Source organism: Bacillus sp. FSL K6-2861, assembly GCF_038630725.1.
Taxonomy (GTDB): domain Bacteria; phylum Bacillota; class Bacilli; order Bacillales; family Bacillaceae; genus Bacillus; species Bacillus velezensis.
In genome coordinates this window covers 2,013,700-2,038,971 of sequence record NZ_CP152037.1, presented here as the reverse complement: position 1 = coordinate 2,038,971, position 25,272 = coordinate 2,013,700, and the positions used below count along the sequence as shown (strand labels likewise).

General features: G+C 41.3%; 32 protein-coding genes and 3 pseudogenes. 11 read left to right on the top strand and 24 right to left on the bottom strand.

What is annotated here, in order from left to right; genetic code table 11:
• Window positions 1-44: 44 nt before the first annotated feature.
• Both NYE62_RS10175 and NYE62_RS10170 read left to right on the top strand, forming a co-directional pair.
• Window positions 45-416 carry an Hsp20/alpha crystallin family protein gene (locus NYE62_RS10175; protein WP_007410324.1) on the top strand — a complete coding sequence of 124 codons (372 nt, stop codon included), beginning with the start codon at window positions 45-47 and terminating at the stop codon, window positions 414-416.
• A 234-nt stretch (window positions 417-650) separates the two neighbouring features.
• Window positions 651-1,079, top strand: coding sequence for a DUF2621 domain-containing protein (locus tag NYE62_RS10170; RefSeq protein WP_007410325.1), 429 nt, complete (start codon window positions 651-653; stop codon window positions 1,077-1,079).
• A 27-nt stretch (window positions 1,080-1,106) separates the two neighbouring features.
• On the opposite strand, the gene NYE62_RS10165 is transcribed toward NYE62_RS10170, so the two are convergent.
• The 3 genes from NYE62_RS10165 to NYE62_RS10155 form a co-directional block, all read right to left on the bottom strand.
• Window positions 1,107-1,598, bottom strand: coding sequence for a CcdC protein domain-containing protein (locus NYE62_RS10165; protein ID WP_007611735.1), 492 nt, complete (start codon window positions 1,596-1,598; stop codon window positions 1,107-1,109).
• Between the two features lie 79 nt (window positions 1,599-1,677).
• Window positions 1,678-2,040, bottom strand: a complete 363-nt coding sequence (locus NYE62_RS10160; protein WP_033574804.1) for a response regulator — start codon at window positions 2,038-2,040, stop codon at window positions 1,678-1,680.
• Window positions 2,041-2,124: 84 nt separating this feature from the next.
• The gene (locus NYE62_RS10155) at window positions 2,125-2,832 is read right to left on the bottom strand and encodes a cytochrome c biogenesis protein CcdA (protein WP_088056486.1); all 708 of its coding nucleotides are present in this window, start codon (window positions 2,830-2,832) and stop codon (window positions 2,125-2,127) included.
• A 201-nt stretch (window positions 2,833-3,033) separates the two neighbouring features.
• On the opposite strand from NYE62_RS10155, the gene NYE62_RS10150 reads away from it, so the two are divergent.
• On the top strand, window positions 3,034-3,207 hold the full coding sequence (locus NYE62_RS10150) for an aspartyl-phosphate phosphatase Spo0E family protein (RefSeq protein WP_012117647.1): 174 nt from the start codon (window positions 3,034-3,036) through the stop codon (window positions 3,205-3,207).
• Between the two features lie 73 nt (window positions 3,208-3,280).
• Here the strand turns inward: NYE62_RS10150 and NYE62_RS10145 are convergent, their stop codons facing one another.
• The 6 genes from NYE62_RS10145 to yneA all read right to left on the bottom strand — a co-directional run bounded on the left by NYE62_RS10145 (window position 3,281) and on the right by yneA (window position 7,632).
• Window positions 3,281-3,499, bottom strand: a complete 219-nt coding sequence (locus NYE62_RS10145) for a YneF family protein (RefSeq protein WP_003153994.1) — start codon at window positions 3,497-3,499, stop codon at window positions 3,281-3,283.
• Between the two features lie 85 nt (window positions 3,500-3,584).
• A complete protein-coding gene (gene sirA, locus NYE62_RS10140; protein WP_064107360.1) occupies window positions 3,585-4,031 on the bottom strand; it encodes a sporulation inhibitor of replication protein SirA in 447 nt (148 codons plus the stop codon).
• A 151-nt stretch (window positions 4,032-4,182) separates the two neighbouring features.
• Entirely contained in the window at window positions 4,183-6,186 is a 2,004-nt protein-coding gene (gene tkt, locus NYE62_RS10135) for a transketolase (RefSeq protein WP_007611727.1), read from the bottom strand.
• A gap of 166 nt (window positions 6,187-6,352) precedes the next feature.
• Window positions 6,353-6,586 carry a DUF896 domain-containing protein gene (locus NYE62_RS10130; RefSeq protein WP_003153997.1) on the bottom strand — a complete coding sequence of 78 codons (234 nt, stop codon included), beginning with the start codon at window positions 6,584-6,586 and terminating at the stop codon, window positions 6,353-6,355.
• A 68-nt stretch (window positions 6,587-6,654) separates the two neighbouring features.
• Window positions 6,655-7,305: a recombinase family protein gene (locus NYE62_RS10125; RefSeq protein ID WP_015417547.1), complete on the bottom strand. Its 651-nt coding sequence runs from the start codon at window positions 7,303-7,305 to the stop codon at window positions 6,655-6,657.
• A 15-nt stretch (window positions 7,306-7,320) separates the two neighbouring features.
• Complete coding sequence (yneA, locus tag NYE62_RS10120; protein ID WP_003154001.1) at window positions 7,321-7,632, bottom strand: cell division suppressor protein YneA; 312 nt, start codon at window positions 7,630-7,632, stop codon at window positions 7,321-7,323.
• Between the two features lie 156 nt (window positions 7,633-7,788).
• On the opposite strand from yneA, the gene lexA reads away from it, so the two are divergent.
• Window positions 7,789-8,409 carry a transcriptional repressor LexA gene (gene lexA, locus NYE62_RS10115; protein WP_003154004.1) on the top strand — a complete coding sequence of 207 codons (621 nt, stop codon included), beginning with the start codon at window positions 7,789-7,791 and terminating at the stop codon, window positions 8,407-8,409.
• Between the two features lie 339 nt (window positions 8,410-8,748).
• Here the strand turns inward: lexA and NYE62_RS10110 are convergent, their stop codons facing one another.
• A complete protein-coding gene (locus NYE62_RS10110) occupies window positions 8,749-9,177 on the bottom strand; it encodes a hypothetical protein (protein ID WP_003154006.1) in 429 nt (142 codons plus the stop codon).
• Window positions 9,178-9,330: 153 nt separating this feature from the next.
• Between NYE62_RS10110 and NYE62_RS10105 the strand changes: the two genes are divergently transcribed.
• A complete protein-coding gene (locus NYE62_RS10105; RefSeq protein WP_003154009.1) occupies window positions 9,331-9,780 on the top strand; it encodes a YndM family protein in 450 nt (149 codons plus the stop codon).
• Between the two features lie 27 nt (window positions 9,781-9,807).
• Here NYE62_RS10105 and NYE62_RS10100 read toward each other — a convergent pair whose 3' ends face one another.
• From NYE62_RS10100 to NYE62_RS10090, 3 genes are all read right to left on the bottom strand, one after another.
• A complete protein-coding gene (locus NYE62_RS10100; RefSeq protein WP_007410333.1) occupies window positions 9,808-10,638 on the bottom strand; it encodes a prohibitin family protein in 831 nt (276 codons plus the stop codon).
• Complete coding sequence (locus NYE62_RS10095; RefSeq protein ID WP_007410334.1) at window positions 10,625-10,774, bottom strand: hypothetical protein; 150 nt, start codon at window positions 10,772-10,774, stop codon at window positions 10,625-10,627. The genes NYE62_RS10100 and NYE62_RS10095 overlap by 14 nt, the downstream gene beginning before the upstream one ends.
• Window positions 10,775-10,882: 108 nt before the next feature.
• The gene (locus NYE62_RS10090; protein WP_095352112.1) at window positions 10,883-11,704 is read right to left on the bottom strand and encodes a poly-gamma-glutamate hydrolase family protein; all 822 of its coding nucleotides are present in this window, start codon (window positions 11,702-11,704) and stop codon (window positions 10,883-10,885) included.
• A gap of 218 nt (window positions 11,705-11,922) precedes the next feature.
• On the opposite strand from NYE62_RS10090, the pseudogene NYE62_RS10085 reads away from it, so the two are divergent.
• Window positions 11,923-12,024, top strand: a pseudogene (locus NYE62_RS10085) (DUF4177 domain-containing protein); the annotation flags it as partial.
• A gap of 86 nt (window positions 12,025-12,110) precedes the next feature.
• Here the strand turns inward: NYE62_RS10085 and NYE62_RS10080 are convergent.
• On the bottom strand, window positions 12,111-12,545 hold the full coding sequence (locus NYE62_RS10080; protein ID WP_003154017.1) for a dUTP diphosphatase: 435 nt from the start codon (window positions 12,543-12,545) through the stop codon (window positions 12,111-12,113).
• Between the two features lie 377 nt (window positions 12,546-12,922).
• On the opposite strand from NYE62_RS10080, the gene NYE62_RS10075 reads away from it, so the two are divergent.
• The 3 genes from NYE62_RS10075 (at window position 12,923) to NYE62_RS10065 (ending at window position 16,492) form a co-directional block, all read left to right on the top strand.
• Window positions 12,923-15,340: a peptidase G2 autoproteolytic cleavage domain-containing protein gene (locus NYE62_RS10075; RefSeq protein WP_144664870.1), complete on the top strand. Its 2,418-nt coding sequence runs from the start codon at window positions 12,923-12,925 to the stop codon at window positions 15,338-15,340.
• Window positions 15,341-15,508: 168 nt separating this feature from the next.
• A complete protein-coding gene (locus NYE62_RS10070) occupies window positions 15,509-15,670 on the top strand; it encodes a hypothetical protein (protein WP_162492831.1) in 162 nt (53 codons plus the stop codon).
• Window positions 15,671-15,955: 285 nt separating this feature from the next.
• The gene (locus tag NYE62_RS10065; protein ID WP_095352114.1) at window positions 15,956-16,492 is read left to right on the top strand and encodes a stress protein; all 537 of its coding nucleotides are present in this window, start codon (window positions 15,956-15,958) and stop codon (window positions 16,490-16,492) included.
• A 346-nt stretch (window positions 16,493-16,838) separates the two neighbouring features.
• On the opposite strand, the gene NYE62_RS10060 is transcribed toward NYE62_RS10065, so the two are convergent.
• Entirely contained in the window at window positions 16,839-17,378 is a 540-nt protein-coding gene (locus NYE62_RS10060; RefSeq protein WP_033574803.1) for a GNAT family protein, read from the bottom strand.
• 143 nt (window positions 17,379-17,521) lie between these two features.
• On the opposite strand from NYE62_RS10060, the gene NYE62_RS10055 reads away from it, so the two are divergent.
• Window positions 17,522-17,620, top strand: a complete 99-nt coding sequence (locus NYE62_RS10055) for a YjcZ family sporulation protein (RefSeq protein ID WP_003154022.1) — start codon at window positions 17,522-17,524, stop codon at window positions 17,618-17,620.
• A gap of 164 nt (window positions 17,621-17,784) precedes the next feature.
• On the opposite strand, the gene NYE62_RS10050 is transcribed toward NYE62_RS10055, so the two are convergent.
• The 3 genes from NYE62_RS10050 to NYE62_RS10040 form a co-directional block, all read right to left on the bottom strand.
• Window positions 17,785-18,405, bottom strand: a complete 621-nt coding sequence (locus tag NYE62_RS10050) for a lytic polysaccharide monooxygenase (protein ID WP_015239922.1) — start codon at window positions 18,403-18,405, stop codon at window positions 17,785-17,787.
• A 206-nt stretch (window positions 18,406-18,611) separates the two neighbouring features.
• Window positions 18,612-19,685, bottom strand: a complete 1,074-nt coding sequence (locus NYE62_RS10045) for an LLM class flavin-dependent oxidoreductase (RefSeq protein WP_326245422.1) — start codon at window positions 19,683-19,685, stop codon at window positions 18,612-18,614.
• A gap of 223 nt (window positions 19,686-19,908) precedes the next feature.
• Window positions 19,909-20,529: a DUF3885 domain-containing protein gene (locus tag NYE62_RS10040; RefSeq protein WP_144664872.1), complete on the bottom strand. Its 621-nt coding sequence runs from the start codon at window positions 20,527-20,529 to the stop codon at window positions 19,909-19,911.
• 284 nt (window positions 20,530-20,813) lie between these two features.
• Between NYE62_RS10040 and NYE62_RS10035 the strand changes: the two genes are divergently transcribed.
• Window positions 20,814-21,041 (top strand): hypothetical protein, encoded by a 228-nt coding sequence (locus tag NYE62_RS10035; RefSeq protein ID WP_095352116.1) that lies wholly within the window; start codon window positions 20,814-20,816, stop codon window positions 21,039-21,041.
• Window positions 21,042-21,087: 46 nt separating this feature from the next.
• On the opposite strand, the gene NYE62_RS10030 is transcribed toward NYE62_RS10035, so the two are convergent.
• From NYE62_RS10030 to NYE62_RS10005, 6 genes and pseudogenes are all read right to left on the bottom strand, one after another.
• Window positions 21,088-21,567 (bottom strand): DUF4944 domain-containing protein, encoded by a 480-nt coding sequence (locus NYE62_RS10030; RefSeq protein ID WP_095352117.1) that lies wholly within the window; start codon window positions 21,565-21,567, stop codon window positions 21,088-21,090.
• Between the two features lie 595 nt (window positions 21,568-22,162).
• Window positions 22,163-22,402, bottom strand: a pseudogene (locus NYE62_RS10025) (hypothetical protein).
• Window positions 22,403-22,675: 273 nt separating this feature from the next.
• Window positions 22,676-23,218, bottom strand: coding sequence for a GNAT family N-acetyltransferase (locus NYE62_RS10020; RefSeq protein ID WP_335390053.1), 543 nt, complete (start codon window positions 23,216-23,218; stop codon window positions 22,676-22,678).
• A 217-nt stretch (window positions 23,219-23,435) separates the two neighbouring features.
• The gene (locus tag NYE62_RS10015) at window positions 23,436-24,197 is read right to left on the bottom strand and encodes an N-acetyltransferase (protein WP_061860577.1); all 762 of its coding nucleotides are present in this window, start codon (window positions 24,195-24,197) and stop codon (window positions 23,436-23,438) included.
• A gap of 35 nt (window positions 24,198-24,232) precedes the next feature.
• The gene (locus tag NYE62_RS10010) at window positions 24,233-24,649 is read right to left on the bottom strand and encodes a UPF0715 family protein (RefSeq protein WP_064107779.1); all 417 of its coding nucleotides are present in this window, start codon (window positions 24,647-24,649) and stop codon (window positions 24,233-24,235) included.
• A 183-nt stretch (window positions 24,650-24,832) separates the two neighbouring features.
• A pseudogene (locus NYE62_RS10005) lies at window positions 24,833-25,048 on the bottom strand (hypothetical protein); the annotation flags it as partial.
• Window positions 25,049-25,272 lie beyond the last annotated feature (224 nt).

The following is a 25,272-nucleotide window of genomic DNA, read 5'->3' as shown; positions in this document are numbered from 1 at the left end:
TGCATACGTTATAGCAAGGCTTTTTAATATGGAGGAATGCTTCCATGAATCACTCAAAAAACGCTGAAGAATTTGATGATACGGAAGAATGGCTGCGGCAGTTTTACGAGGACCCGTATGCTTGGTATGACGAGACGCTGCCGATCGATCTATATGAAACAAGCCGTCAATATATCATTGAAGCCGACCTGACGGCGTTGAAGCAGGTGCAAGCGATAACCGTCACTCTTTCGGGGAATGAATTTATGCTCTCTGTTAAAACGCTTGAACGGACGTTAAACAAACAAATGATGCTTCCTTTTTATCTGAATGACAAACATATTTTCACTGATTTCACCAACCATATTCTGACCGTCTCCATGAACAAGGAGCCAAATGAGACTCCTGCCTCTTTTTCCTTTCAATTTCCTCTATAACATAAAAAAGCCGCTTTCATCCCTCAATGGAAGCGGCTTTTTTGTCCGGTCATATCAGTCATATACCCTCAAAGTGAATCTCCCATGGCCAAATAGCAGAATCACTATACGATAGAATATGTTCTAGCAACCGGAATGACTGGACATCTATCATTTTTTTCTATTCTTTTTTTCATGTGTTCTTCTATTCTGTCTTCGTTTACAATATGGTTAAAGTAAGGAGGAGATAGAACAATGCTGGAAGGCTGGTTTATGTGGTTTATTTTATTTTGGGTCATCGTGATGATCGGATTGCTGTCTATCGGCGGTTTTTTTATGTTTCGAAAATTTTTAAAACGCTTACCGAAAGAAGACGGCCGGTCAGAACTGGATTGGCAGGACTATTATATTGAAAAAAGCAGGCACTTATGGAATGAGGGTGACAAGGCGTTTTTGGATGAATTGGTCGCCCCCGTGCCGGAGCTCTTTCGGGATGTAGCCAAAGCGAAAATCGCCGGAAAAATCGGTGAACTTTCCTTAGCGGAGGAAGCTGAACAAATAAACCGTGATTTAATCATCAGGGGTTACATACTGGCCACTCCTAAGCGTGATCATCAATTTTTAAAAAAGCATCTCCGTGAAAAACAGATTGATCTTACTCCTTATCAAGCTCTGCTCAAATAAAAAACCTTTCCGGCGGACGGAAAGGTTTTAATTCATCTGAATATCAGCGGTCTTCAGTTCATTCGAAAGTTTGCGGTAAGACAAAAACATCGCGATGCGCCACGGGACAATCATTCCGAAAGCCAGAATCCAAAACATTCCGCTTAAAGCTCCGTAATCAATCGTCGTGCTCAAAATGGATTTCATAGCGATTCTGATAACCAAGAGACCAATCAGGATAAACACAAACGCTTTTGACCGTTTTAAATAGATTTCATTATTTTTAATCTCAAATTTAGATGTTTTAATCAGAAAAATAGAGAAGATCACACCCAGCGTAATGGCCTCCAAAAATTCTTCGCCCGTCACTCTGAAAATCGGAAAAAGGAACATAAGCGCTCCCGTACTCATGAAAATCGGCGGGAGAATTATTTTTTTAGGTGAAGCGGGCTTGTCGGAGGATTTAATCCTGACGATCATCACGGAAATTGCCATGGCCGCTGCAATAACGGATGAAATTATAATCATCATCTTTATCATTCCTTTGCTTGCACGGAGTTTGATACTATATACTATACTCCAAAAACATAAAAAAAACCAATTTGAAAAGAGAACACGTTTACGTTCCCGTTACCCGGCCAACGGCCTCCAGCACTTTAGATGCTTCAAACGGTTTAACGATAAAGTCTTTAGCGCCTAATTCAATCGCTTCCAGAACGATCCGCTGCTGCCGCATGGCGGTGCACATGATGATCCGGGCTTTCGGGTCAAAAGCTAAAATATCCTGCAGAGCCTGTATACCGTTTTTAACCGGCATGGTAATATCCATTGTCACCAGGTCGGGACGGATTTTTTGATATACTGACAGGGCTTCCTCACCGTCAGCCGCTTCCCCGGCCACTGTGTAATTCGCCGATTCCAGAATCTCTCTGATTTTCACCCTCATGAACTTGGCGTCATCTACAACTAAAACTCGTGTCATATTCCCCTCCACATATTTAACATTAACTAGTCTTATTGTACCAAAAACAAAAGGGTATATAATAGTTCAAAAGTTATTAATCCGTTACAGACCGGTAAATCCTCCGAAAAGATTTGACAGAACGATCAGAATGTAGCTCATCCAGTTAAAAAACAGCATAACTCCGATCAGAATCATAAGAATGCCGCCGATTTTCATGATAAGCAGCTGATGCTTGCGAATCCAATTCATTCTGGTAATAAAAAATGAAAGAACAAGAAAAGGAATCGCAAACCCGAGAACATATAAAAACATATACGGCACTGCTGAAGAAGGATTTGTATTGGCCAGCGAAAACACGGCTCCTAAAATAGGCCCGCTGCACGGCGACCAGCCGGCTGCAAATGCAAGACCGATCAGAACCGAACCGATAAACCCCTCCGGACGGCGTTTAAAGTGAATGCGCCGCTCTTTCATCATGAATTTCGGCTGAAACACACCGGCAGTAATCAACCCGAAAAGGATCAGCATGATAGCGCCAAACTGGCGGATCGCTTCATGATATTGGGTAAAAAAACTGCCGATAAACGAAGTTCCATATCCCAATGCGATAAAAATCACGGAGAAACCAAGCAAAAAACAAAGTGTATGCACGAGGCCGCGCTTTTGCAGCATCACCTTTTCTGTTTTCACCTCGTCCATACTGACACCAGTTATGTAAGATAAAAAGGCGGGGTACAACGGCAGACAGCATGGAGAAATGAAAGACAAAAATCCGGCCCCAAACGTCAAAAAGTAATTAAAACTCACGATGACACACTCCCTTCGAGTTATGACAAAATCATTTCATTTTTTTAACACTTTCCCGAGAAGGATTACTTTTTATAGAAAAAGCTTATATAATTTAATTTGACATCGAGATATTATACTCCTTCTTATTTGAAAAACAGTATAAATGTGGATATAATAATAGCGACTCAGGTGAAAGATTTATGTATGAAAGGATATATCCCTGTGATTAGAGAGCATCTATTAAATGAAATTGAAAAAAAACGGGCAGAGCTGCTTAAAATCGTCATGACAAACGGAATGACATCAAACATTACGATAGAACTCAGCCAGGAGCTTGACCACCTTCTCATACAATATCAAAAAGAACTGCACACCGGCAGTTGGGGTGAAACATGACGCCAAAATAAAAAACCCTCTCCGGGTTTTTTATTTTTATAACCATGTATCTCTATATCATAATCTGTACGTATTATTTCGCTTGATTATTCATGGCTTTCATCATTTGATTAATTTTCTTTTGAGAAGGTTTCATTCCCATTTGCATCATCATCATGCGTAGCATTTGTTCATTAATAGGCGGATTCTTTTTCAAATAGCTCATCATATATTTACGAGCAATAAAAAACCCGAGTGCAACACCTATGAGCAATGCGACAACGCCCACTAGGATGCCAACCCATAAAGTCATTTTATTTCCTCCTTCATGTTGTCTAGTTTAAAGTGTACTAAACCAAAGGCTATTATACAACATTTACATCTCTTTTTCCTCGTTTTTAGACAAAATTTCTTTCTCTGACCGGATTTAACCACCCATAGCGCCGTGTCTTGAAATCCATTGCAAGAAAACAGGGGCTGATTTTACGCAGAATCTCAAAGAAAATCGTTTCCGCCTCATAATCTCCCGAAGCCGCAATCTCAATTAAACTGTCTTTCATCATGAAGGTGGCGCGGCCCTTTTCTCCGGGCAGTGTAAGCCGGTAAATGGAATCCAAACGGCTGTAACTCATTCGGTTTAAATGCAGCTGGAGACGCTGATGCATATGTATCACCGGAATCGGTTCCGTTATATATTGAACTTGCTTTTCTGTCATTTGATATTCCTGAGGTGTCAGGTCTGTCCAATGATAGTCTCGAAACAACTCAAACATAGCCGTTTCCCGCCCGAAGTAGTGGTTCGCAAACTCATCCTTTATCAGGTACGTATAGTAATGACGTTCCATTTCCTCATCCCCTTTTACAGCGCTTCGTTATTGCTTTCTATTATACAAAAGGAGAAAAGAAAGAATTGTCTATTACTGTTACGCCGCCCCTTCTATTTTTGTCGCATAAACAGGAAAAAGAGGATGATTTGACTCATCCTCTTTTGTCTCGTTATTTGTTTAAAAGTTTTTTCACGCGGTCAACCACGTTTTCTGCAGTAAACCCGTATTCTTTCATAATTGTTTCTCCCGGAGCTGAAGCACCGAAACGGTCAATTGCGAGAACGTCTCCTTCAAGACCGGTAAATTTGCCCCATCCGAAGCTTGAACCCATTTCGATCGCAAGACGTTTCGTCACATTCGGAGGAAGCACGCTGTTTTTGTACTCGGCCGATTGTTTTTCAAAGCGGTCCCAGCTCGGCATGCTGACTACAGATACGTGAATGTTTTCTTCAGCCAGTTTCGCTTGAGCTTCGATCGCAAGTCCGACTTCAGAACCTGTCGCTAAAAGAAGAGCGGCCGGTGATTCCGTTTGGGCTTTGGAAACGATATAAGCCCCTTTTTCCACGCCCGCATACGCTTCTTCAGCCTGCTGATCAATCGTCGGCAGGTTTTGGCGTGTCAATACAAGAGCTGTCGGATGATCTTGGCTTTGAACGGCAACCTTCCATGCAGCTGCGGTTTCATTTCCGTCAGCAGGTCTGATCACAGAAAGGTTAGGAAGTGCGCGTAAAGAAGCAAGCTGCTCAATCGGTTCGTGAGTCGGCCCGTCCTCTCCTACGGCAATACTGTCATGCGTGAATACATAAGTGACGGGAAGACCCATCAATGACGCCAGACGAATGGCAGGTCTTAAATAATCAGAGAACACAAAGAATGTGCCGCCGAATACGCGGAGGCCGCCGTGAAGCGCCATTCCGTTTAATGCAGCGCCCATCGCAAATTCACGGACACCGAACCAGAAGTTTTTCCCGGCGTAGTCTTTGGCCGTGAAGTCTCCTCCATTTTTGATTGTCGTTTTATTTGAACCCGCAAGGTCAGCAGATCCCCCGACAAAGAAAGGAATTTTCTTGGCGATCCCGTTCAGCACCTCACCTGAAGATGCGCGGGAAGCAAGGCTGCTGCCTTTTTCATAAACGGGAACTTCCTGATCCCAGTCTTTAGGAAGCTCGCCTTTCATGCCGAGTGACAGCTGTTCAGCAAGCTCAGGATATTTTTCTTTATAAGCCGCGAACAGTTCATTCCATTCCTGTTCTTTTTTCGAGCCGGCTTCTTTTACCGCTTGATTGAAATGCCCGTATACTTCTTCCGGAACATAAAAATCTTCTTCAAACGTCCAAGCATACGCTTCTTTTGTCAGCTTGCTCTCTTCTAGTCCTAACGGAGCGCCGTGAACGCCGGATGTGCCCGCACGGTTTGGAGAGCCGAAACCGATCGTGGTTTTCACTTCAATCAAAGTCGGTTTTTTATCATTCTGGCGCGCTTTTTCAATTGCAGCCGTCAATTCAGCGATGTTGTTTCCGTCCTCAACATAAAGAACTTCCCAGTTCATTGCTTCAAAACGCTGCTTTACATTTTCAGAGAAAGAACGGTCTAAATCGCCGTCTAAGGAAATGTCATTAGAATCGTATAATACGATCAGGCGGCCTAATTCAAGATGGCCTGCAAGAGAAGCGGCTTCGGAAGAAATGCCTTCCATTAAATCACCGTCTCCGCAAATACTGTATGTATAATGATCAACTACGTTGAATGAATCACGGTTATATGTCTCAGCCAGATGGCGTTCTGCAATTGCCATTCCCACTGCCATTGCAATACCCTGTCCAAGCGGCCCGGTAGTTGCGTCTACTCCGGCTGTGTGCCCGAACTCCGGATGTCCCGGTGTTTTGCTTCCCCATTGACGGAACTGTTTCAAGTCTTCAATGCTGAGGTCATATCCGCTTAAATGCAGCATGCTGTATAAAAGCATTGAACCGTGGCCTGCTGATAAAACAAAGCGGTCGCGGTTAAACCAGCCTGGATTCTGCGGATTTACATTCATAAATTTCGTCCACAGCGTGTATGCCATCGGAGCGGCTCCCATCGGCATGCCCGGATGTCCTGAATTCGCTTTTTCAATTGCGTCTATAGATAGTGTACGAATGGTGGCAACTGATTTCTTTTCAATTGTATCCATTATAATCCCCTTCCTTATTGTTGTACCTTTTCATCATAAAGCGATGCTGACTTTTTCTCAACTCTTTCAGCTTAAATTTGAGATAAACTTGTTGAAAATTGTCGTAAAGCACATCCTGATATTAGTATATACGAAAAAAGAATACGTATTGCCGTATTCTTTCTGTTTAATGAAGATTATTTTTCTGTTGTTCTCTTTTTAATTTTTCAGGGGTGACATCGTTGCCTTCCGGATCAATCACTTTTACGCTCTTTAACGTATTTTTCATTGAGGAGCGGAATCCTTTCAAATACTCCTGGCGAAGCTTTTGCTGTTCAGCTTTTTCCTCATCCGTTATCGTGTTTGATTTAGCTTTTTGAGCCAATTCGTTAATTCTTGCGATTTTTTCTTTAGAAATCATAATAAGCTCCTTTGGTGCGTGTTGATTATATACTACTAAAACGCAGTCTTTTTTACAACTGATGCGCGTCAGCTGCCTTCTGTGTCTGCGGTATATTCCTGAAACCGCCGGTGAACCGTGGCTTTGGACACATCGTAGCCGAATCCCCTTAAGGTCGCTGCGATTTCTGCAAAGGTAAGCTTGTTGGCTCTCAGCCTGATAATTTCCGAAACCGGAACCTCTTTTTTTTCTTTTCCGCTGTTTTCATGTCTGTTTTTCAGATTCCGTTCAGGTTTGTAGCCGTTTTTCACGGCTCTTTTCATTCCCCGCCGGATTTTCATATTGTGAATTTTCCTTTGATATTCCTCAACAATACTGACGATTTCGAGTACCATCGAATCAGCTTCGGAAAGCGCCAGTTCACCTTTATGAGCCGTCGTATATATTTTTACGTTCTCCCTGTAAATGCAATGCAAAAGCGCAATCTTGGCGTTTCCTCTTCCTAATCTCGTTTCGTCCTGCACCAATATCGCGTCAATATGTGATTTTTTAATTTCATCAAGCATTTCAAATACTCCGTCGCGGTCCATTTCGTAACCGCTGGCTTTCTCAGAAATGACTTTCACGACTTCCATGCCGTTTGCAGCAGCGATCTCACTGAGCTCCTCTTCCTGTCTTTTTAATGACGTTTGCTGCTGTTCTTTGTTTGTGCTTACTCGGGCATAAATGAGCGCCTTCATTTCTCTCTTTCCTCTCTAATTGACAATGGCCAGCTGATATACGGCCGGATGCTTTTTCTTAACCGGAAGAATAAGTTCGTCTCCGGGCTTTATATCAGCAGTTTGGAGATGATTATTCTCCGTCACCCACTCAATGAAATCTTCTTTATTAATGTGTTTCTTTTCTGCTACATGATCCGCAAGTGACCAGAGTGTATCCCCGTCCTGAACCTTTATTTTAACATATTGGCTGAGGGACTGATCATTTCCCGCACATGAGACAAGTAAAATAGCGGCACTTAAAATCGCAGTAAACAGCCCGACAAATATAATAGATTCTTTCGCCATGTAAACAACCTCCGATAAGAATGTTTGTTCGCTTTTTATACCTTTCAGTATATACGAACAAACGTTTCTGTCAATCGTTTTTTTCGAACCTATGTTTGTACTGTCAGGAAAATCATGCTATAATCTACTTAAAATCGACGTTTTGAGGTGCGAAATATGACGAAGCTATCAAAAAGGCAGCTTGATATCCTGCGTTTTATTAAAGAAGAGGTAAAAACGAAAGGATATCCGCCTTCTGTAAGAGAGATAGGAGAAGCAGTAGGACTGGCTTCCAGTTCAACCGTGCACGGCCATTTGGCGCGGCTGGAGACAAAAGGCCTGATCAGACGGGACCCAACTAAACCGAGGGCGATTGAGGTATTGGATGAAGAAGAAGTCCACATTCCGAAAAGCCAGGTCGTAAACGTTCCGGTCATCGGGAAAGTGACGGCGGGTATTCCGATTACGGCTGTTGAAAATATCGACGAGTATTTTCCGCTTCCTGACCGGATGGTTCCTCCGGGCGAACATGTCTTTATGTTAGAAATCATGGGAGAAAGTATGATCGACGCCGGTATTTTTGACAAAGATTACGTCATTGTCAAACAGCAGAACACGGCCAATAACGGAGAAATCGTCGTAGCTATGACCGAAGATGATGAAGCGACGGTCAAGCGCTTCTATAAAGAAGACAATTATGTGCGGCTGCAACCGGAAAATCCGACGATGGAGCCGATTATCCTGCAAAACGTAAGCATTTTGGGGAAAGTTATCGGCGTATTCAGAGCCGTACATTAATTCTATTAAACTTCATTTATTGTAAAAAACCCCTTAAAGAGGGGTTTTTTTTGCATAAAAAAAGCAGATTCGCCCTGGCTTAAGAAACGAATCTGCTAAGGAGGAAAAACTTACATTCTTATTATCCGACATCACACTTTTGAAGTCAACTAATAATGTTTCCTTAGAGAAACTTTTCATTCATTTTTTAACTTTGTATATTTGTGCGTGATGAATTTACTTTTGTTTATGTTTTCTTTGGACGGGTGCATTAAAATTTATATATGAATATTTAGTACATAGTACAATAAGTTATATTTAAATATAAAAAAACCCGCTGCCTTTAGCGAGTATCTATTTTCAATCAAAATGATAATACTCTACACCGTAAAACCCTTTAATATAGACGGGGCCACAGACGTTTGAAGAACTTTCAACCAGAATTCTGTATTTGTGATACGGATCAATTGATTTTTTATCCTGGGCACTGAGGTTTAACCAGCTGCCGCTGTAGTTTTTAGAACTTAATGTATAAAAATTCCCGTTCAGCGCCATCCGCTGGAGTTTCATGCTTAAACCGCATGAAGAGTTGTTCATTATGGTGAACTTATATCCTAAAAAGTAATCGTCGGCAGCTACAGCCCCCGGATTTTCAATATGAAACTCTTTTGCATTTCCCTCTAAAGTGAAGCTTGTTTTTGATCCGAATTCAGTGGTAGCCGCTTTAGCTGAGTGTATGCCGCTAAAACATAATAAAAAAACAGCAATACATATCCAGTATTTTTTCATTTGCATCCCCCTTTTTACATATTTTAACTTGTGAATCCTGTGATGTCTATTCACATTTTATTAAAACGTATGCTTTATAACCACTATATACCAGTTTAAAAATTTGCGGATTGCTTACAATGAAGACTAAACGAAATAACGAAGGTGGTGCAAATGAAACACGTAATTGCTTTCGCTTCTAAAACGGCGCTCACACTTGCTTTACTGTACATTGTTCTGGATCTTATGTACCAAGTAACCTTTTTAAACGTTCTGTTTATTACAGTGATCTTAAGTTTAATCACTTATTTTGCGGGTGATTGCATGATTCTGCCGAGAACAAGCAATTTCACAGCCGTTGCAGCTGATTTCGGGATTTCATTCATTATATTATGGATATTCCTTATGAACATTGGCGGATTTAATGTCTCTCCTGCCGCGGCATCGGTTATCTCTGCACTTTGCATTTCTGTTTTTGAGGCATTTTTTCACCGGTATTTGCAGCAATATGTACTTCCCGAAGATTATCAGGACACAACAGAGACGGATAGCACGCTATGGAGCTATCAAACCGAGGCGTCTGAAGAATTAGTGCCGGAAAAAGACCCTCAGGAAAAAACATAAAAAGGAGGCAATCGCCTCCTTCTCATTTTATTTTTGCTTCTGATCGTCCAGCGGCAGCTGCAGCAGTGAGTCTGTGCCTGTCGCTTTCGGCGTTTTTCCGTCCCATTTTTCAATCCATTTATATTTGATCATCTCATCGGACATTGATTTCTTTATGATTTCGTTATAATCAGCGATCCCTTCCGCTTCAATTTTTTTCTTTTTCGCTTCGGCTTCGGCTATTTTAATTTCAGTTTGTGTCCGTTCAAGTTCCTGTGAAGACTTCACCCTTGCATCGATAGCTTCCTGTGTGGCTTTATCCGGCTTCGGTACGCCAAGCGTCAGATCATCAATTAAAAATCCAAGACTCTTCATATCATCAGCAAATCTCTTTTGAACATCGGCAGCGGCTTCTGCAGATTTTTGCCCGTATGTGTCAATAACCGAGTATTTGCTGATTGATTTTCGCGCCGCATCCCACAGCCTTGTTTTTAAATATGTATTTTCAATCGTTTCAACGTCTACCGCTCCGAATTTGTTAAACAGATCGACTACTTTATCAGGCTGCACGACATAGTTATAAGCGATATCCATTTCTATATTTTTACCGTCTGAGGTTGCCACTTTTATATTTTCATTATTCACTGTCTGCATACGCACCGGATATTCCGTTACTTTATTAAATAATCCGACTAAGTGCCAGCCTTGGTCCAATGTGTCGGATTTTACCCCGCCATTCGGTGAGTATACAACCCCGACATAACCGTTCGGTATTTTTTCAATGAATAGTGACGCTGTAACGCCCGCAATTAAAAGGGCTGCACCTATAATCACACCGCCGATAATTTTTTTTGTGTTTCCGCGCTTATTTTCGCTCATGCTGATCTTCTTCCTCCCATGACTTTTTGAATTTTTTGGCTCCGCTTCCCACTTGTTTAAAGATTGGACTAAGCATCAGCCATAAACCGAATCCGATGATGACAAGAAGAATGATAGACCCGATCATCACTTTCATTTGCCCACCTCTTTTCTTTCATCCTGTCAATTATGTATACGATCTTAAGAACTTAAAGTTTCATAAATTTCAAAAGAAAAAGCCCCGCCGACAAAATAGGCGTGCTTATTAATATTTGTCACTGATAAAATCAGAAATCGTTTTTGTGAATTGGTAAAAGGTCCCGTTTTGTGTGGATGCTCTGCTTTTCAGCGTAAAAGTGTCAAACAGTGATTTTCTGAAGCCGGTGCTCATTTCAATTTGAATACTCAATCCGGATGAAGATTGATTGGCAAGGTTGTTCGGACTGACGCCTGCATATTTATCATTTATGCCAAGAAGAACGGCAGGATACCCGTGTCGTTTCAGCACATCGGTCAAAAGTTCGGCCCGTTCTCTGTCTGTACCGCCGATTTTTATCTTTTTATCGTCACTGCCGTAACCGTGCAATGAAATGACATGAGAGTGCTCTTTCACCATTTGCACGGCCTTAGGTTCATCGAAATGCGAACTTGTCAAATGCAGAGCCGCATTACCGGCTGATTTTAACCCTTCAAATAAATATAAACTCCGGTTTTCGGCAATTTCTCTGGCTAACTCACTGGTCCCCGGCTCTATGCCTCCTCCGTGTATAGCTAATATGAGGACAGCAGGGTCATGCTCTCGCGTTGAAATGGAAAAATCGGAAGGATCTTCATTCAGCTTTAATTCCTCGAAACTGCCGTAAATATCTGAAGCGGCATCAGCCCGAAAGAACGGCAGAAGCAAAAACGGTAAAATTAAAACTAAAATTCCTTTTTTGGTTATTGATGGCATTTGTATGTTTATGTTACAATACAAATGCTTCAGCCTTTGAAGCGAACGGCAGAACAGGGTGACTTTGGACGGTTTCTTCTGCTCTGCCTCTTTGCCAGCTGCTTTACGGTCTACTCTTCTAACCCTTTTTGCCATAACATCATCCTTTCTTTTGTTTACACTTTTGTCACAATATTATATACGTTGGACAAAACCTCCGTTCATCTTGAAGAATAAAAACATCAAAACAACCTCTATCCTTTAACCTAAAAAAGTCTTTCTGTCAAAGAGACGGAAAGCTTAAATGATAAAAATGAAAACCTTCTTCTTAGTTTTGGAGGAGAGTGAGGACTGCTGGGAAATCATTTTATCAATATGCTGAGCTGGACTGGCGTCCGGCTCAAATATTTGCTCCCGGCATAGACGGTTACGGAGCGGCCGCTTATTTCGAAGTCAAATTCGAACGTGACGTATGATTTCCCAATTCAAGAATCCCGAAACAAATTGAATGTAACTGCTGTCTCCATAAAAAAAGACTGCTGTTAAGCAGTCTTTTTTCGTTTTATTTCGTGCCTGTTGATCCCAGTCCGCCGCGGTCATTGTTCCCGAGCTTGTCTACTTCGATCAGCTCCACTTCAGGCATTTTCTTCATGATTCTGAATTGGCAGATCCGCTCCCCCTTGGAAATGTCAGTATCCCGAAGCGCGAATGCAGGAAAAAACCAGAAGTCATTGTCGCCTTTATATGATTCATCAATGACTCCCATTGAATTTGTCTGAATGATACCGAAATGCTTATATGTACTTGAACGCGGAACGACATGGGCCTCATATCCTTCCGGCAGTTCCATCGCAACTCCAAGCGGGATAAGTTTGAATTCACCTTTTTTGATTGTTATATCTTCAGCTGCCCGCAGATCAATCCAATCGCCCTGTTCAATTTTACTGATTCTCGTTTGCGTATCATCTGAATATTTAATTTTGATTTGTAAAGTCATTTTCGCTGCTCCTTTTGCTTCCCTATTTCAGTCGTATTGATGACCAATCCGTGCCCCATTATACCATTTAACTGATAAGAATGTTGATTTTGGTGTATATGCAGCCGAAGAGGAAGCACTGCGAAGCCAATGAGAATAAACCTAAAATGAGGGCCCCTCCTATCAGTTTTTTCCTCCATTTTCACATGACAGCTTCAATTACAATAATGCAAAGCTTTATATCCGTTCTTTCAACAGAGTTTTTAAAATTTCACCTTGGTTTCAAAAGGAATTTCGTTCTGAATAAAGAATTTGAAGAATAAGCGCTTAAAGGGCGCGCGACTCTTTTCTGTCCCCTGCCTCAGGCGCTTATATCAAAAGAAAGAGGTGTCTTTAGAATGGTTCAATTTAAAAACTTTCCTGATCCGTCTTTAAACGCCCCATTGCAGTCTCACCCTGCACAGCCCTCTGAATTGGAGCATCTCAAAGCAAGGATGCAGAATTTTATTAAGCATTCCGCAACGGATGATAATCTTGAGATCGCAGATGCCCGGGTGACGGCGGAAGGAATGGTCACCTCACTTTTAAAAGAACGGCTTGATACCGAATACGAAATGCTTAAGAATAAAATCACCCGGGAAGTGAATGTGGAGGACTACGGAGCGATCCCTGACGGCCGGGACAATACGGAAGCCTTTCGGAGAGCGATCGGGAACGGCCGGGTCAAAGTAAATGTTCCCGCAGGAGAATTTTTGGTTCAAGGGATAAAACTCCCCTCATGGACTACCATTTCCGGTGAGGGACAAGGGATTACCGTGCTTAAGCTTCATGAGGACACTCCCGCATACGAATGGGTCATTACTAACGATGATTACGAAAATGGAAACCGTAATATTTTTGTCCAGAACATGACTTTAGACTGGAATCCTGATCGTCAATGCGGAGTCAGGAACCCCGGAGGACAGTTTTCCAGCTGTTTAACGTTTGCTAATGTGCAATACGGCTGGATTAAGAATGTTGAAACGGTTAACGCGGGTCTCCATGGTATTGATATTACATCTCCGACTTACGATCATTTGCCTGAAACAGAATGGACGAAAGACGGCTGCCGATATATATGGATTGATAACTGTGTGGCATACGGCGCCGGAGACGACGGCATTACCACCCATTACAGCGAGTATATTTTCATTTCCAACTGCCATTCCGGAAACCCCCGCGGCACAGAGCATGCTGAGGGCAGCGCAAACTCGAACGGCATTGAAATTGACGACGGCTCTAAACATGTTTGGCTTTTAAATAACTATACGAGCGGTAATATCCGCGGGATTGAGGTAAAGGCGCACAGCCTGTGGCCGGCTTCTCAAAATGTTCATATTATCGGTCATGTTTCGTATCGTGATGTACGTTCATTTGATATTCGTCATATCGGCCATCATCAGGCCTCAGATCCCGAAAGCACGACGGCTTATGATGTTACTTTAACCGATTGCACCGCGATTGAACCGGTATTCAATGCTCTCTATGACGGTGTGACCCCGAGGGCGCTGGTCATCTCTGCCTATAAAAACGTTAATGTAAACGGATTCACAGCTATTGGTGATCCCTCATACGACTATGGCGGGAATCCAGTCGTGGCTCTTCAATACCGCAGTCAAAATATTACGATTAACGGCATTAAAATACGCGGCTTTACACAAGCCGGTGTTGACATCAATATATCCGGCGGATCAAATAAAACCGATTATGTTAAAATTTTAAATTTTGATATATACAAGTCTTCTCCTAAAGGCATCTCAATCGGCGGAGGCCAATATAACGTAAATATTATGAACGGTACGATGATCGGAGACGGCGGTTCCGTCGGAATTACGTCCCCTAACAGTCAGGCTGTCATTCTCGGGGTGCAAGCGGAAGGTTACAGCGCGGCCGCATCTATAAAAGGACAGACTTATGAGCAGATCCCCGTCAATTTAAAGGGAGGCGCACAGCTCGCGACCAGCTCCGGTTTTGCATTCAACCCGACAAGCGCCGTTATTGCGGGAACAGGCGATATTACGGCCAGAGGTGACAGAAATGCGATCATCAGCTCTTCCGGAGGTTCAAGTTCTGAAGGTTCAAGGGCATTTATCGCCGCTTCAAACAATGCCCATATTACGGGCAGCAAAGTCTCCAGAACGATTCTGTCATCAGAAAGCATTACATTGGAAGAACCATACACGGTTGCCGGAGGGCATCAGTCCATCAAATGGAAATTGGATTCAGCGGGCGGCCACGGTACGTTCGCCGGAGCTGTCACCTCTTCCCTGTCAGGGTACGGAGAATATTTTGAAAGTGTAACCGGCCAGACAATTCCCGCCGGGACAATCGTCACAGTGAAAGGCGAAAAAATTGAATCGGCTCACGTCGGAGATTACATGCTCGGCGTCATTTCAGAAACAGCCGCTTTTATCTCAGGAGCCGCAAGCTTCGGATGGCAAAGCCGCTTTTTGACAAACGAGTTCGGCGGTTTCATATACGAAAATGTGACTGACGAGGAAACAGGAGAAACGGTACGCGTGCCGAAACAAAACCCAGACTGCAGTCCGACTCTTGAAGCTGACTATGAAGCACGCGCGGCCAGAGACGAATGGCACATTGTCGGACTCAACGGCCGGCATTACGTACGGGTCGACAGTACGGTCAGCCCGGGAGATTATATCACGGCTCATAACGGAATCGGGACTAAAGCCGCGGAAGGCTGGAAGGTATTGAAACTGACAGCCTTATACAGTTCTGAAAAAGGGTACGGCATTGCAATTGCGGTTATCAAATAGGGTCTCAATATCAGGATCATCTCCTCTCTTTTCTATCGGGCGGGTATGATCCTGTTTTTTATACCGAATGAGATGCCTCTTTTTCAGCATACCGTTTCATTTGTCCAAGCCATCCATGCTTTCTGTCATAGAATACTACCGTCAGATGAAAAAAGGAGGAATATGAGTATGGATATGGGTATGGGAATGGATATGGATATGAACGGACATTATGATCACCACCCAAAACAGCCTAAACAAAAAAAGAAGAAACAAGATAAAAAGCATCTTGATTATGATTACATCGTTGTTTATAAAAGAAAATGCAAAAAATGTAAAAAATGTTGCTAACTTGACATATCAACACTTTTTACACCCGGTAAACTCCGGGTGTTTTTCTTATTATGGCGTTTCTCCGGGCTATTTTCACCCAAAATCCGGTCATCCTATCACAATACATAAAAAGACTCTATTATTTTCTTCCCTTTTCGCTTAATTAAAAGTATTTCATTTACAGAAAACAACACAAATAGAATGACATGACTTTTGAGAAAATCTACTCTTTGCTTGCTCAATTTTTCTGCGATACCATGAATTTGCAACAATTTTTAAAAATTTCCTCAGGAGGTCATAGCCATGAAAATCGCCAGAACGATAGTCGGATCATGCTTAGCTTTATCTCTAACAATTCCTTTCACAGCCAGTGCCTCAGCAGCCAGTCAGTCTAAACACGCAAACGCGCCTCACGTTTCACCCGTTGCAAATCCGTTAGAAAGTAAATTATCCCAAACAGCAGACCAAAACGTAAAAGCAGCAGGTGTTGATGCCGGGCTGAACGTAAACGTAGATGTTCTCGGAATCTCAGATCGCATTGCTGAAGCGGTTAAGTCAGATCAAAACCGAACCGGCTGGGTAAAAAATGTCATGGAAACAACATTTTACGCATCAGGACAGAAGTACAACGTCATGGTGTTCAATTTAAATCAAGAATATGAAGACCGGTTTAACGGCGTTCAATTTTACGGATCAGCCGTTTATGACGGTATTACTTACGGAATCTGGGTCTTCGAAGACGGGTCCTTCGATAACAAAGGAGACGGGGGCTGGATCAATTGGGCATTCAGAGGGTGGTTCGATCGTGATAATCAGCATATTGAATTCCACAGACCTTAATACGGAGAAAACTTGCGGCAGCGCCCGCAAGTTTTTTTAACTGGACTGCACATTTTTCACCGTTATAACGACTATACTTGAAGTGCGGGCTCCGATCGCAGCCCCGGTAAAGTCTTTCAAAGTGAGGGTATACCATGTCAAAGTCTTTAAAAATAGTATTGTGGAGCATATTGGTGTTCATCATCTTGTTAGTGATTATCGGAATCGTTTCTTACAATCAAACTCCGTCTGCAGAAAGCGCAGCAAAAAAATGCTTTATGGCTTCGAATCAATTTTAAGGTTCTGCAATAAGTCTTCACCGGCTTTTTATACCACAGAACACCTGACAAAACGACGAATTTTCAATTTATTCGTTAACGATCTCATTCAGTATAGAATATACACGTGTATCATGGGGCAGTCCGTTTTGATACATATATCTTCTCAAAATTCCTTCAGATTGAAATCCCGCCTTTATCAGTAATTGATGAGACGCTGCATTCTCAATGAAAACAACAGCGCCTATACGATGCAGCCCAAGCTTTTCAAACCCAAAAGAAAGAACATTCTCCAACGCTTCAAAAGCATAGCCATTCCTCCAATAATTCGGATGAATCTCATAACCGACCTCCGCCCGCTTATGCTTGGGCACCCAAGAATTAAAACCAATAGTTCCGATTATTCCCTTCGCATCTTTTCTCTCGATTCCCCATCGCATTCCCTTTTTATCATGATACTGATCTTTAAACCAGCCAATCATTTTTTCAGCCTGTTCCATTGAATCAAAAGGTTCCAAACCATAATAGCGTGTTACATTTGCATTTGAAAAACAAGCAAATATTTGCTTTGCATCTTTCTTTTCAACTTCTCTAAGAATAAGTCTGTCCGTTTCTATTACAGGAAGCATTTACGGTCCCCCTTTAAAAGAAATGTGAGAATAAAATATATGCAGACTAAAAAAACTTTTTTTTCAAAAAGTAAACTAACATCCCTATCAAACTTTTCATTTCGGCATAATATGTATTAATCCTCTTTAGGAGGTGAGATTATATGGGATTCTCAGGTGGTTATGGTAGCTCCTTTGCGTTAATCGTGGTGCTATTCATTTTATTAATCATCGTTGGGGCTTCTTTCCTCGGCGGTTATTAAGAATCCTCTTACCTCCGCATCCATGTCAGCAGCACCTCCATGATCGTACGGCGCCATAAATGAAATGTTTATGGCGCTCTGCTGTTTTTCCCCTTTTCATTCAAACATTAAAACTAAAAAGATCGGCCGATGTATCAACATGCAGCCGATCAGTAATTCATAGATTATTGTGTAAGGTTTACATCGATGACGTTATAGAAGGCATTGGAAGTATCCGCAACGTCCCATACCCCTAAAATGACATGATACCCGCTTCGATCAGTCGGCACAAAAATCTTATGAGTCAGATTCGTATCTGCCTTGGAACCGTCGTGGTTTACCGTTCCGATTAATTCGAATTCATCTCTTGACAAAGGTTTATTCGGATTCCAGTTTTTCTTGGTGATATAATAGTGCCACTTTGATGTCGCATGAGGGGCCGTGTAGTACCAAGTAAAGGTGTTAAAACCGCCGCGGATGTTTTGTTTCACCCAATAATCTGCAGTCTGCTTGTCTAAACCGAAGTCAATTTGTCCCGATCCCCCATTTGCAGACGCGATTCTTCCATCCGGCGGACCTGCAGCCGGAAATCCTTTCGGCCCTTCTACAGACTGAGGATTATCAATGACGGAGCCATATTTCTGCGCAGCGGCCGTCCAGCCCAATGTTTGTTTCTCTAATGCTCCCATGTACGCTCTGCTGACGGGCTCTTTTATATACCCGTGCGCAGATGCACCACTTGAATAGAAAGCGCCTCCAATACCAAGAGTAACAGTTAAAACTGCAGCTTTGACTAAACCCTTCATTACTGCATCATCCTCCCTCTTTTGTTAATAAAAACCTTTCGGTATATACACTTCACGATAGAGGATGAAATGACCTTCCTTTTCTTGATAGGAAAAAGCAATGAGGTTGGCGCTTTTCCCTTTGTTTTTTATAATCATAAAGAAAAAGCCGGGCCGATTCTGTTGTCGAATCCGCGATTGACCGGCCGCCCCTTTTGCTCAGAACTTCATTCGCTGGATTTGCCGGTTTCTTTTCGGATAACCGGTGCTACTTCCGCTGCTAATCGTTCGATGTTTTCCGCGGCTTTTTTAAACGGCATACCTCCTATATCGATTTGCGCGAGAAATCGCTGATGTCCGAATAACTCGTATTGATGCATGATTTTTTCAATGATCTGCTGTGAGCTTCCCACAAATAAAGCTGTTTCTTTTCCGGACGCCCGCTCAAAATCTTCCTTCGTTAAAGGCTCATCGATCCCGTGATATGAATGAACGTGAGACCAGTAATTTGAATGATACGGATAAAATTCTTGTATTGCCTGTTCATTCGTTTTTGAAATGAACATATGTCCGGTTACGGCAACCTTCACATTTTCCGGAGGATGACCGGCTTTAGAAGCCGCTTCCCGGTATTTGTCAACAAGCGGCTTAGATGACACCGGATCACCGCTCAGTACAGCTAATGCCAACCCCGCACCTGCACGCCCGGCCCGTTCTGCGCTTTCCGGAGTCCCCGAAACACCTAACCATAGCGGAATGCTTCCGCGAAAAGGCCGAGGAGAAATTTCTGCCTCGCGCAGCGGCGGCCGGTAACGTCCTTTCCAGGTAACCGATTCTTCCCCGGAATTTAATTTTAAAAAAAGGTCAATGTGTTCTTCAAACAGTTCTTTATAATGGCCTACGTCATAACCGAAAAGAGGAAACGAGTCTAAAAATGCGCCCCGTCCCGCAATGATTTCCGCCCGGCCGTCTGAAATCAGATCAAGCGTTGCAAAATCCTCAAATAAACGGACGGGATCTGCGGTGGATAATACAGTCGTGGCACTGGTCAGCTTAATATTTTCAGTGATCTGTGAAATCGCTGATAAGATGGCCGACGGCGAAGATACCGCATAATCAAGACGATGATGCTCGCCTACACCGAATACATCAAGCCCTGCGTCGTCTGCCAGTTTCGCCAGCTTCATCAATTCATCTATCCGCTGCTTTGCGCTGACTGTTTTCCCTGTCAGAGGATCGGGATATAATTCTGCAAATGAATAAATTCCAATTTCCATACAATCACGGTGTTCAGCCCTCACATTTCTCTCCTCCTGCACTGTGTAAAAAAGCTTTTATGTTATTCTATTCAGCCGTTTTACAAATAGGAATTCGTTCAAAATAAATACAGAAGCTTAACATGCAGAAGGTGGTATGAGAGAAAAAAAGTTTCTGGCGTCCTTCAATTCTGCCCATTATACTCATGCAGCCGGACTAGGCAAGAACAAAGCCGGCACAAGCGGATTCGAATTCATGTGTTCATTTTCAGTCCAATTCAATCCAATCGTGATATTGATCATAAAGCTTTCGTATTCTTCCGGCATCAAGAGCAATGACTTCACACCCTCTGTCATCATACAGAAAGAAAATAATATCTTTTGTCATATTCACAAAGAAAACATCGGGATACCCAACGGAACAGCCCCCGAACCTTGGCTTCAGCGGAAAATCTTCGTGGACGGCTGCCTTAAGTAATTGGGGGATACGCAGATCTTTCCGTTTACATAATAAAGAAAACTGCTGCATTTCATATTCTTCTTCGACCGGGCATGAACAGGTCTTCACTTGAATCCGATATAAGTCATCCTTACACTTCAGAAACGGCTGATAAACCTTTAATTTTCTCGCATGATTACCTTGAGATTTGTGCTTATACACGTTGGCAACAAGAAATAAGTCATCGCTATGTTCAAACAGCTCATTGAAAAGTGCGGCGGTTTGATGATGGACAAGCTGAAAATACTCAAGATTCAAAGCACCGCTTTCATTAAATTGATATATATTGCCGCCGAGAGAAAAATGAATTCCCACGTCCCATTGATGATAAATGCCGGGCACTAATTTTAAAGTCGGAAACCTTTCCTTCAGATAATCATTTATTTTCATTCAAACATCTCACTTTCCTTTTCCCGCTCCAGAGGCAGAAGAAGCCGAAAACATTCCGCTTATTTCTTTTTCACCCTTGTAATATTATTCCGATTGGAATACAATGAAATAGAACACTGTGAACCCCATTGATCAGGGTGGATGCTGGTCACATTCATCCTGATCCTTTCTTTTACATAAGATCACCCAACTTTGAACCCCTCCGTTTCCAACCTTATTCATTGATATTACATATATTTCAATGGTATTATTTTCTCATGCATAAGCATCAAGAGGTGTCCGCTTTGAACAACATCAGAAGATTAAGAGCATATTTTCAGTCTCACCGTAAAATAGGTCTGGCTGCAGACTTGCTTACGGCTGTATTGCTTATCTCATTATCCATTCTTTTTTACGGATGCCGGCAGGGAGCTGTTAATGGTTTCTTTATGTATGTCTTAGTAAGTAATTTTATCGGCTCCAATGCCTCTTTTATCGACTTCAGCACATCGAGGAAAAACAGACAAAAATAAAGGCTCTGCGTCAAAAAGAGGGTTATACCGCCCTCTTTTTATTCTTTCAGTCATACCAATGCGTTCTTTTCAGATTGAATTTTTCTGAATAGGACTCATGATCGGTTTTCCATGCTGCTTCAACAGTGATTTCATGACCGATTACTTCATGTTCCGGCATATATTCAAACGTCTGAATATGGTCTTCTCCCGTTCCGCCGCCTTCTAATTTCTCTCCGGTGTATTCTGAAAGATGATAGTCTTTATCTTCACCATATTTCCGGCCGTCAACAAATAATGTTAATCTCTTAATCACCGTGTTCTTTTCATTCACTTTATTACCTCTGTAATACAAATTCAAGAAATAGTTAGGGCCGATAGAGGTCTTGCCTGATTTTTCGATTGACGCTTCCCACGTCTTGCTTTGGCTATAGCCGATATATTTAACTTTTTCTCCTGAAATTAAAGAAAACAGTGCAAATCCGGCTGCTATTATGAGAACAGTGATAATACCCAGCAATGTTTTAATGACTTTATGTTTTTTCATGACATCCCGCCTTTATCATTTAGAACGTATGAATATTAAAATTGTTACATTTAATTTGAAAGAATAATAAAAAGGGATTCTAATTCCAGGAATAAAAAAAATACTAAGAAGATCATATTCCCCTTAGCTTCACATCCCAGACTGCCATGCAATAATGATAAAAGTCGTCCAAAAAGTTGTGACTAAAATAAGCATAACGGTTACAATCATTAAAATGAGACAACTTTATTGTTAGAATTGAGTCTTTGTTTTTGTGAAGAATCAGAGTAACCATTGATCCTGCAGCAAATAGATACGACAAAACCGCACCGACCCAATACCACAGCATAGAGTCATTGCTCCAGTAAGCCATTGACTGCATATAAATACTGAATATAAATCCTGACAATGCTAATAGAAACGAAACTAAATTTGATTTCACGTTAGAGTTCCTTTCTTCATAAGTTTTATTTTTAGGAACGGTCATACATCTGATAACACCTTTTATGCGATATGCTTCGCCGCTTTGTCTGCATATTTTAATTCTTATTTCGTTTTTAAATATGTTTACGAAAAAAGAAATCATATAAAGTTCACCTGAAACGCCGATTTAAAATTAAATAGATGTTTTATAAGCGTTAATTGCTTGATTTCTCAAAAGCATATTATCTTTCGCAACCATTCCAAGATTGTATGCTTGTTTGATGATATCCAGCACTTGATTATCGGTTTCAGTTACAGCTCGTCCACCAGTTATTCTGGATTTCCAATAATCAAACTGGTGATTTCATTCTGAACAGCTTTTAACATTTTGATTATCAACCACTTTTCCATTCTCGAGCGCATCATTGCTGATTCGATTACTTCCCGCTCCTTCTGTCGTTAAACTGCAAAATGTCCATCACATTCATCCTCTCTCCAATTTTACAACGTTGCTATAATGAATTTCATGATTTTCCCAGCCTTCAAGCTTAATCTTTTTGATCGTTACTAATCTAAGTACTTTTTTCAATTCCATAATCCATTGGTATGATCGGTAACCTAATGAAGTATTTTACTTAAATACAAAAAAACCTGCTTTCAGCAAGGTTTTTTCGACAAAGGGGAAATTATTTCCCCACAAATTCTATTAACTATGTTTTTGTTTTAACCATTCTTTCTTTAGCAATGCGTATTGGTAGGTGTTTTCATATTTAGGTGTTCCATCCTCGTGTGCTGTAAATGAAATAAATTCAAGAAAATAACCTTCTTTACGCATTCCTAATCTTTCACATAATTTTTGTGACCTGCAGTTATCATCTTCAACATATGCATAAAGCCTTCTTGCTTCTTTTAGCATAAAGAGATACTCAAGGAAAGCCTTCGCACTTTCACTTGCGTATCCCTTCCCTTCAAAACGGGCATTGAAATTCCAACAAACGGAATAGGTATCTGGCTCTTCTTTTAAATAAAATAGTTCTCCGACTAGATCATTACTGTCTTTTAAACAAACTGCAATATAAGAGTCATCTCGGCTTCTTTTTTGAACGTTTGCTGCAGCTTCTTCTAACGTAGATATTCTGTCATCAAGAAAGCAATTCACTCTCGGATGTGCCGAATATTCCAACAGACCTTGCGCATCTCTCTCGGTAAAATTTCTTAAAATTAAGCGAAGGGTTTCAATTTTTTGCATTTGCAGTCTCCTGTTTCATTGTTATCGATCTTTGAAAAGAACTTCTTCGTTTGTTGAAGAACTTATCTCAATCTATTTTTACTATAATGATGGACGTTATCATCTTTGTCAAAAACAATAATCATTCATTTGCCGCCCGCGATGTAAAGTACTGAACAATTTTCGTGAAAAACCCTCAGTATCGAATATAGAAACGAGGAATAGTAATAAAACAAAGTTAAGCCATTACAAGCTTATTGAGTTTTTTTTCAAACTTATTCACGCTCATCATCTCATGAGTGAGAAATGTCCCATTATAAAACACGCTGAAAGTCGTCCAAACTGCCGGGGATTTTTGCGCCATATCTTTTGACGTTATTCGCCGGGCCTGAAAATGAAGTCCTTTCTTTTCAGTCAGTTCCTTTAAATCCTTTAACAATCCGACTGCAAATGGGCATTGGGCTGTATAAAATATTGTGATTCCCTCATCATTAACGAAATTACTTTTCACCTGTTTTTTAAATACAGGAGGATGTGCATGTTCATTCCACGTCAGTGACATCAACTGAAAATAGGGTTCTGCTTCATCTTGCACAGCAAATCCCATATGTTCAAAGAAATGCTTATCACTTAAATAAGGGAGCTTTTTCTTCCCCACTATATGAACTATCCCATCCATACCGCGGGATTTTGCATCTGACACACATTTTTCTAACAAGTGTTTCGCATGTCCGTTATTCTTATATTTACCTGAGACCCAAAGACAATTAATAAACATAAAATGAGGTGCTCTTATCGGAACCCACGCTTCTTCTGCAGGTAAATATTCAATAAAAACTTTTGCCCGTTCGTTTAGGCGATAGAACACAAAGCCATCAATCATCCGATCTTTGAGCCAGCTCTTCTTTTCATTTACCGCATCCTCATATTGTTTCGTACCTAATGCACAGCAAATATGATTGTCATCAATATTGTCCCTAGTCAACTCAATGTACTCCATTTTTCCTCACCCGCTTTCTTTTGGAAACATCAGCTTTACTTGCAGTGAACATTGTAATTTCTCAGAAATATAGAGTCCCAGAACCAATATATGAACGCAGCAACAATGCTCATTATGTAATAAATGAAACTTCTGAAAACTGTGAAATCAATTGACGGATTATCTATGTGCCAGAACAAGAACACAGCTAAAAAAGCGACTGCTGTATAAATGAAAAGATGAACCAAACTAAACTTTTTAGGCTTCTTTCTTAGCCATAGTTGAACAGGAACAGCAAACAAAAAGTAAGTAATAAATGCATAAAAAGCAATGATAACTACAGTAACCAATGCAAATGGCACAAAACCCGAGTATACAAACATATATAGTCCGAAGATCAAACCATACGACAAACTTGAAAAAACCAATGTGTAGGTATAGCTTTGCCTTTTTCTCCAAGTCGCCGCTCCCATATATTTCACCTGCTTTTTATAAGAATACATTTCTCATACTTTTCCTATTGTTTAAAATCAGTATATATCCATCACTTTAAAAGATCTATGTTTTTTTGACAGATCATCAATTCACTATCTTAATATCCAGAAATTTTAATTGCCATTAAAAAAGGTCAAGGAAATACCTTGACTGTGTATCGCTCACCAATCTGCATCCGGCTCATCGTGTTCGAATCCGTAAAAGCCTTTAATCCACACATCTCCGCAGCCGGCTCCTTTTGTGATCAATAAGTAATGATTTCTGTTTGCATCACCATTCACCTTATCAGCCGGGCTCAAGTTCAAATGATTACCCGTGAAATTCTTTTCACTAAGGGTAAAATCATATCCTGCCAGTGTAATTCTCTGCAGTTTAAGCTCAAATATCGGCAGAAAGATTACGACCACAAATTCAAAGCATTCTGTGCATTTGGAGACGACAAACCCCCATTTAAACACCATTCGGATGACAAATCATCCATAGATTCCTCCCTGCATGGCTCCCTCAACTTTTGTAGAGACACTTGTCCGCAAAAAAATGTAAGGGTTTTCAAAAGGAGAGCAGTGTGATAAATTGTAAGATAAGTAAAAAATTTCTGCTA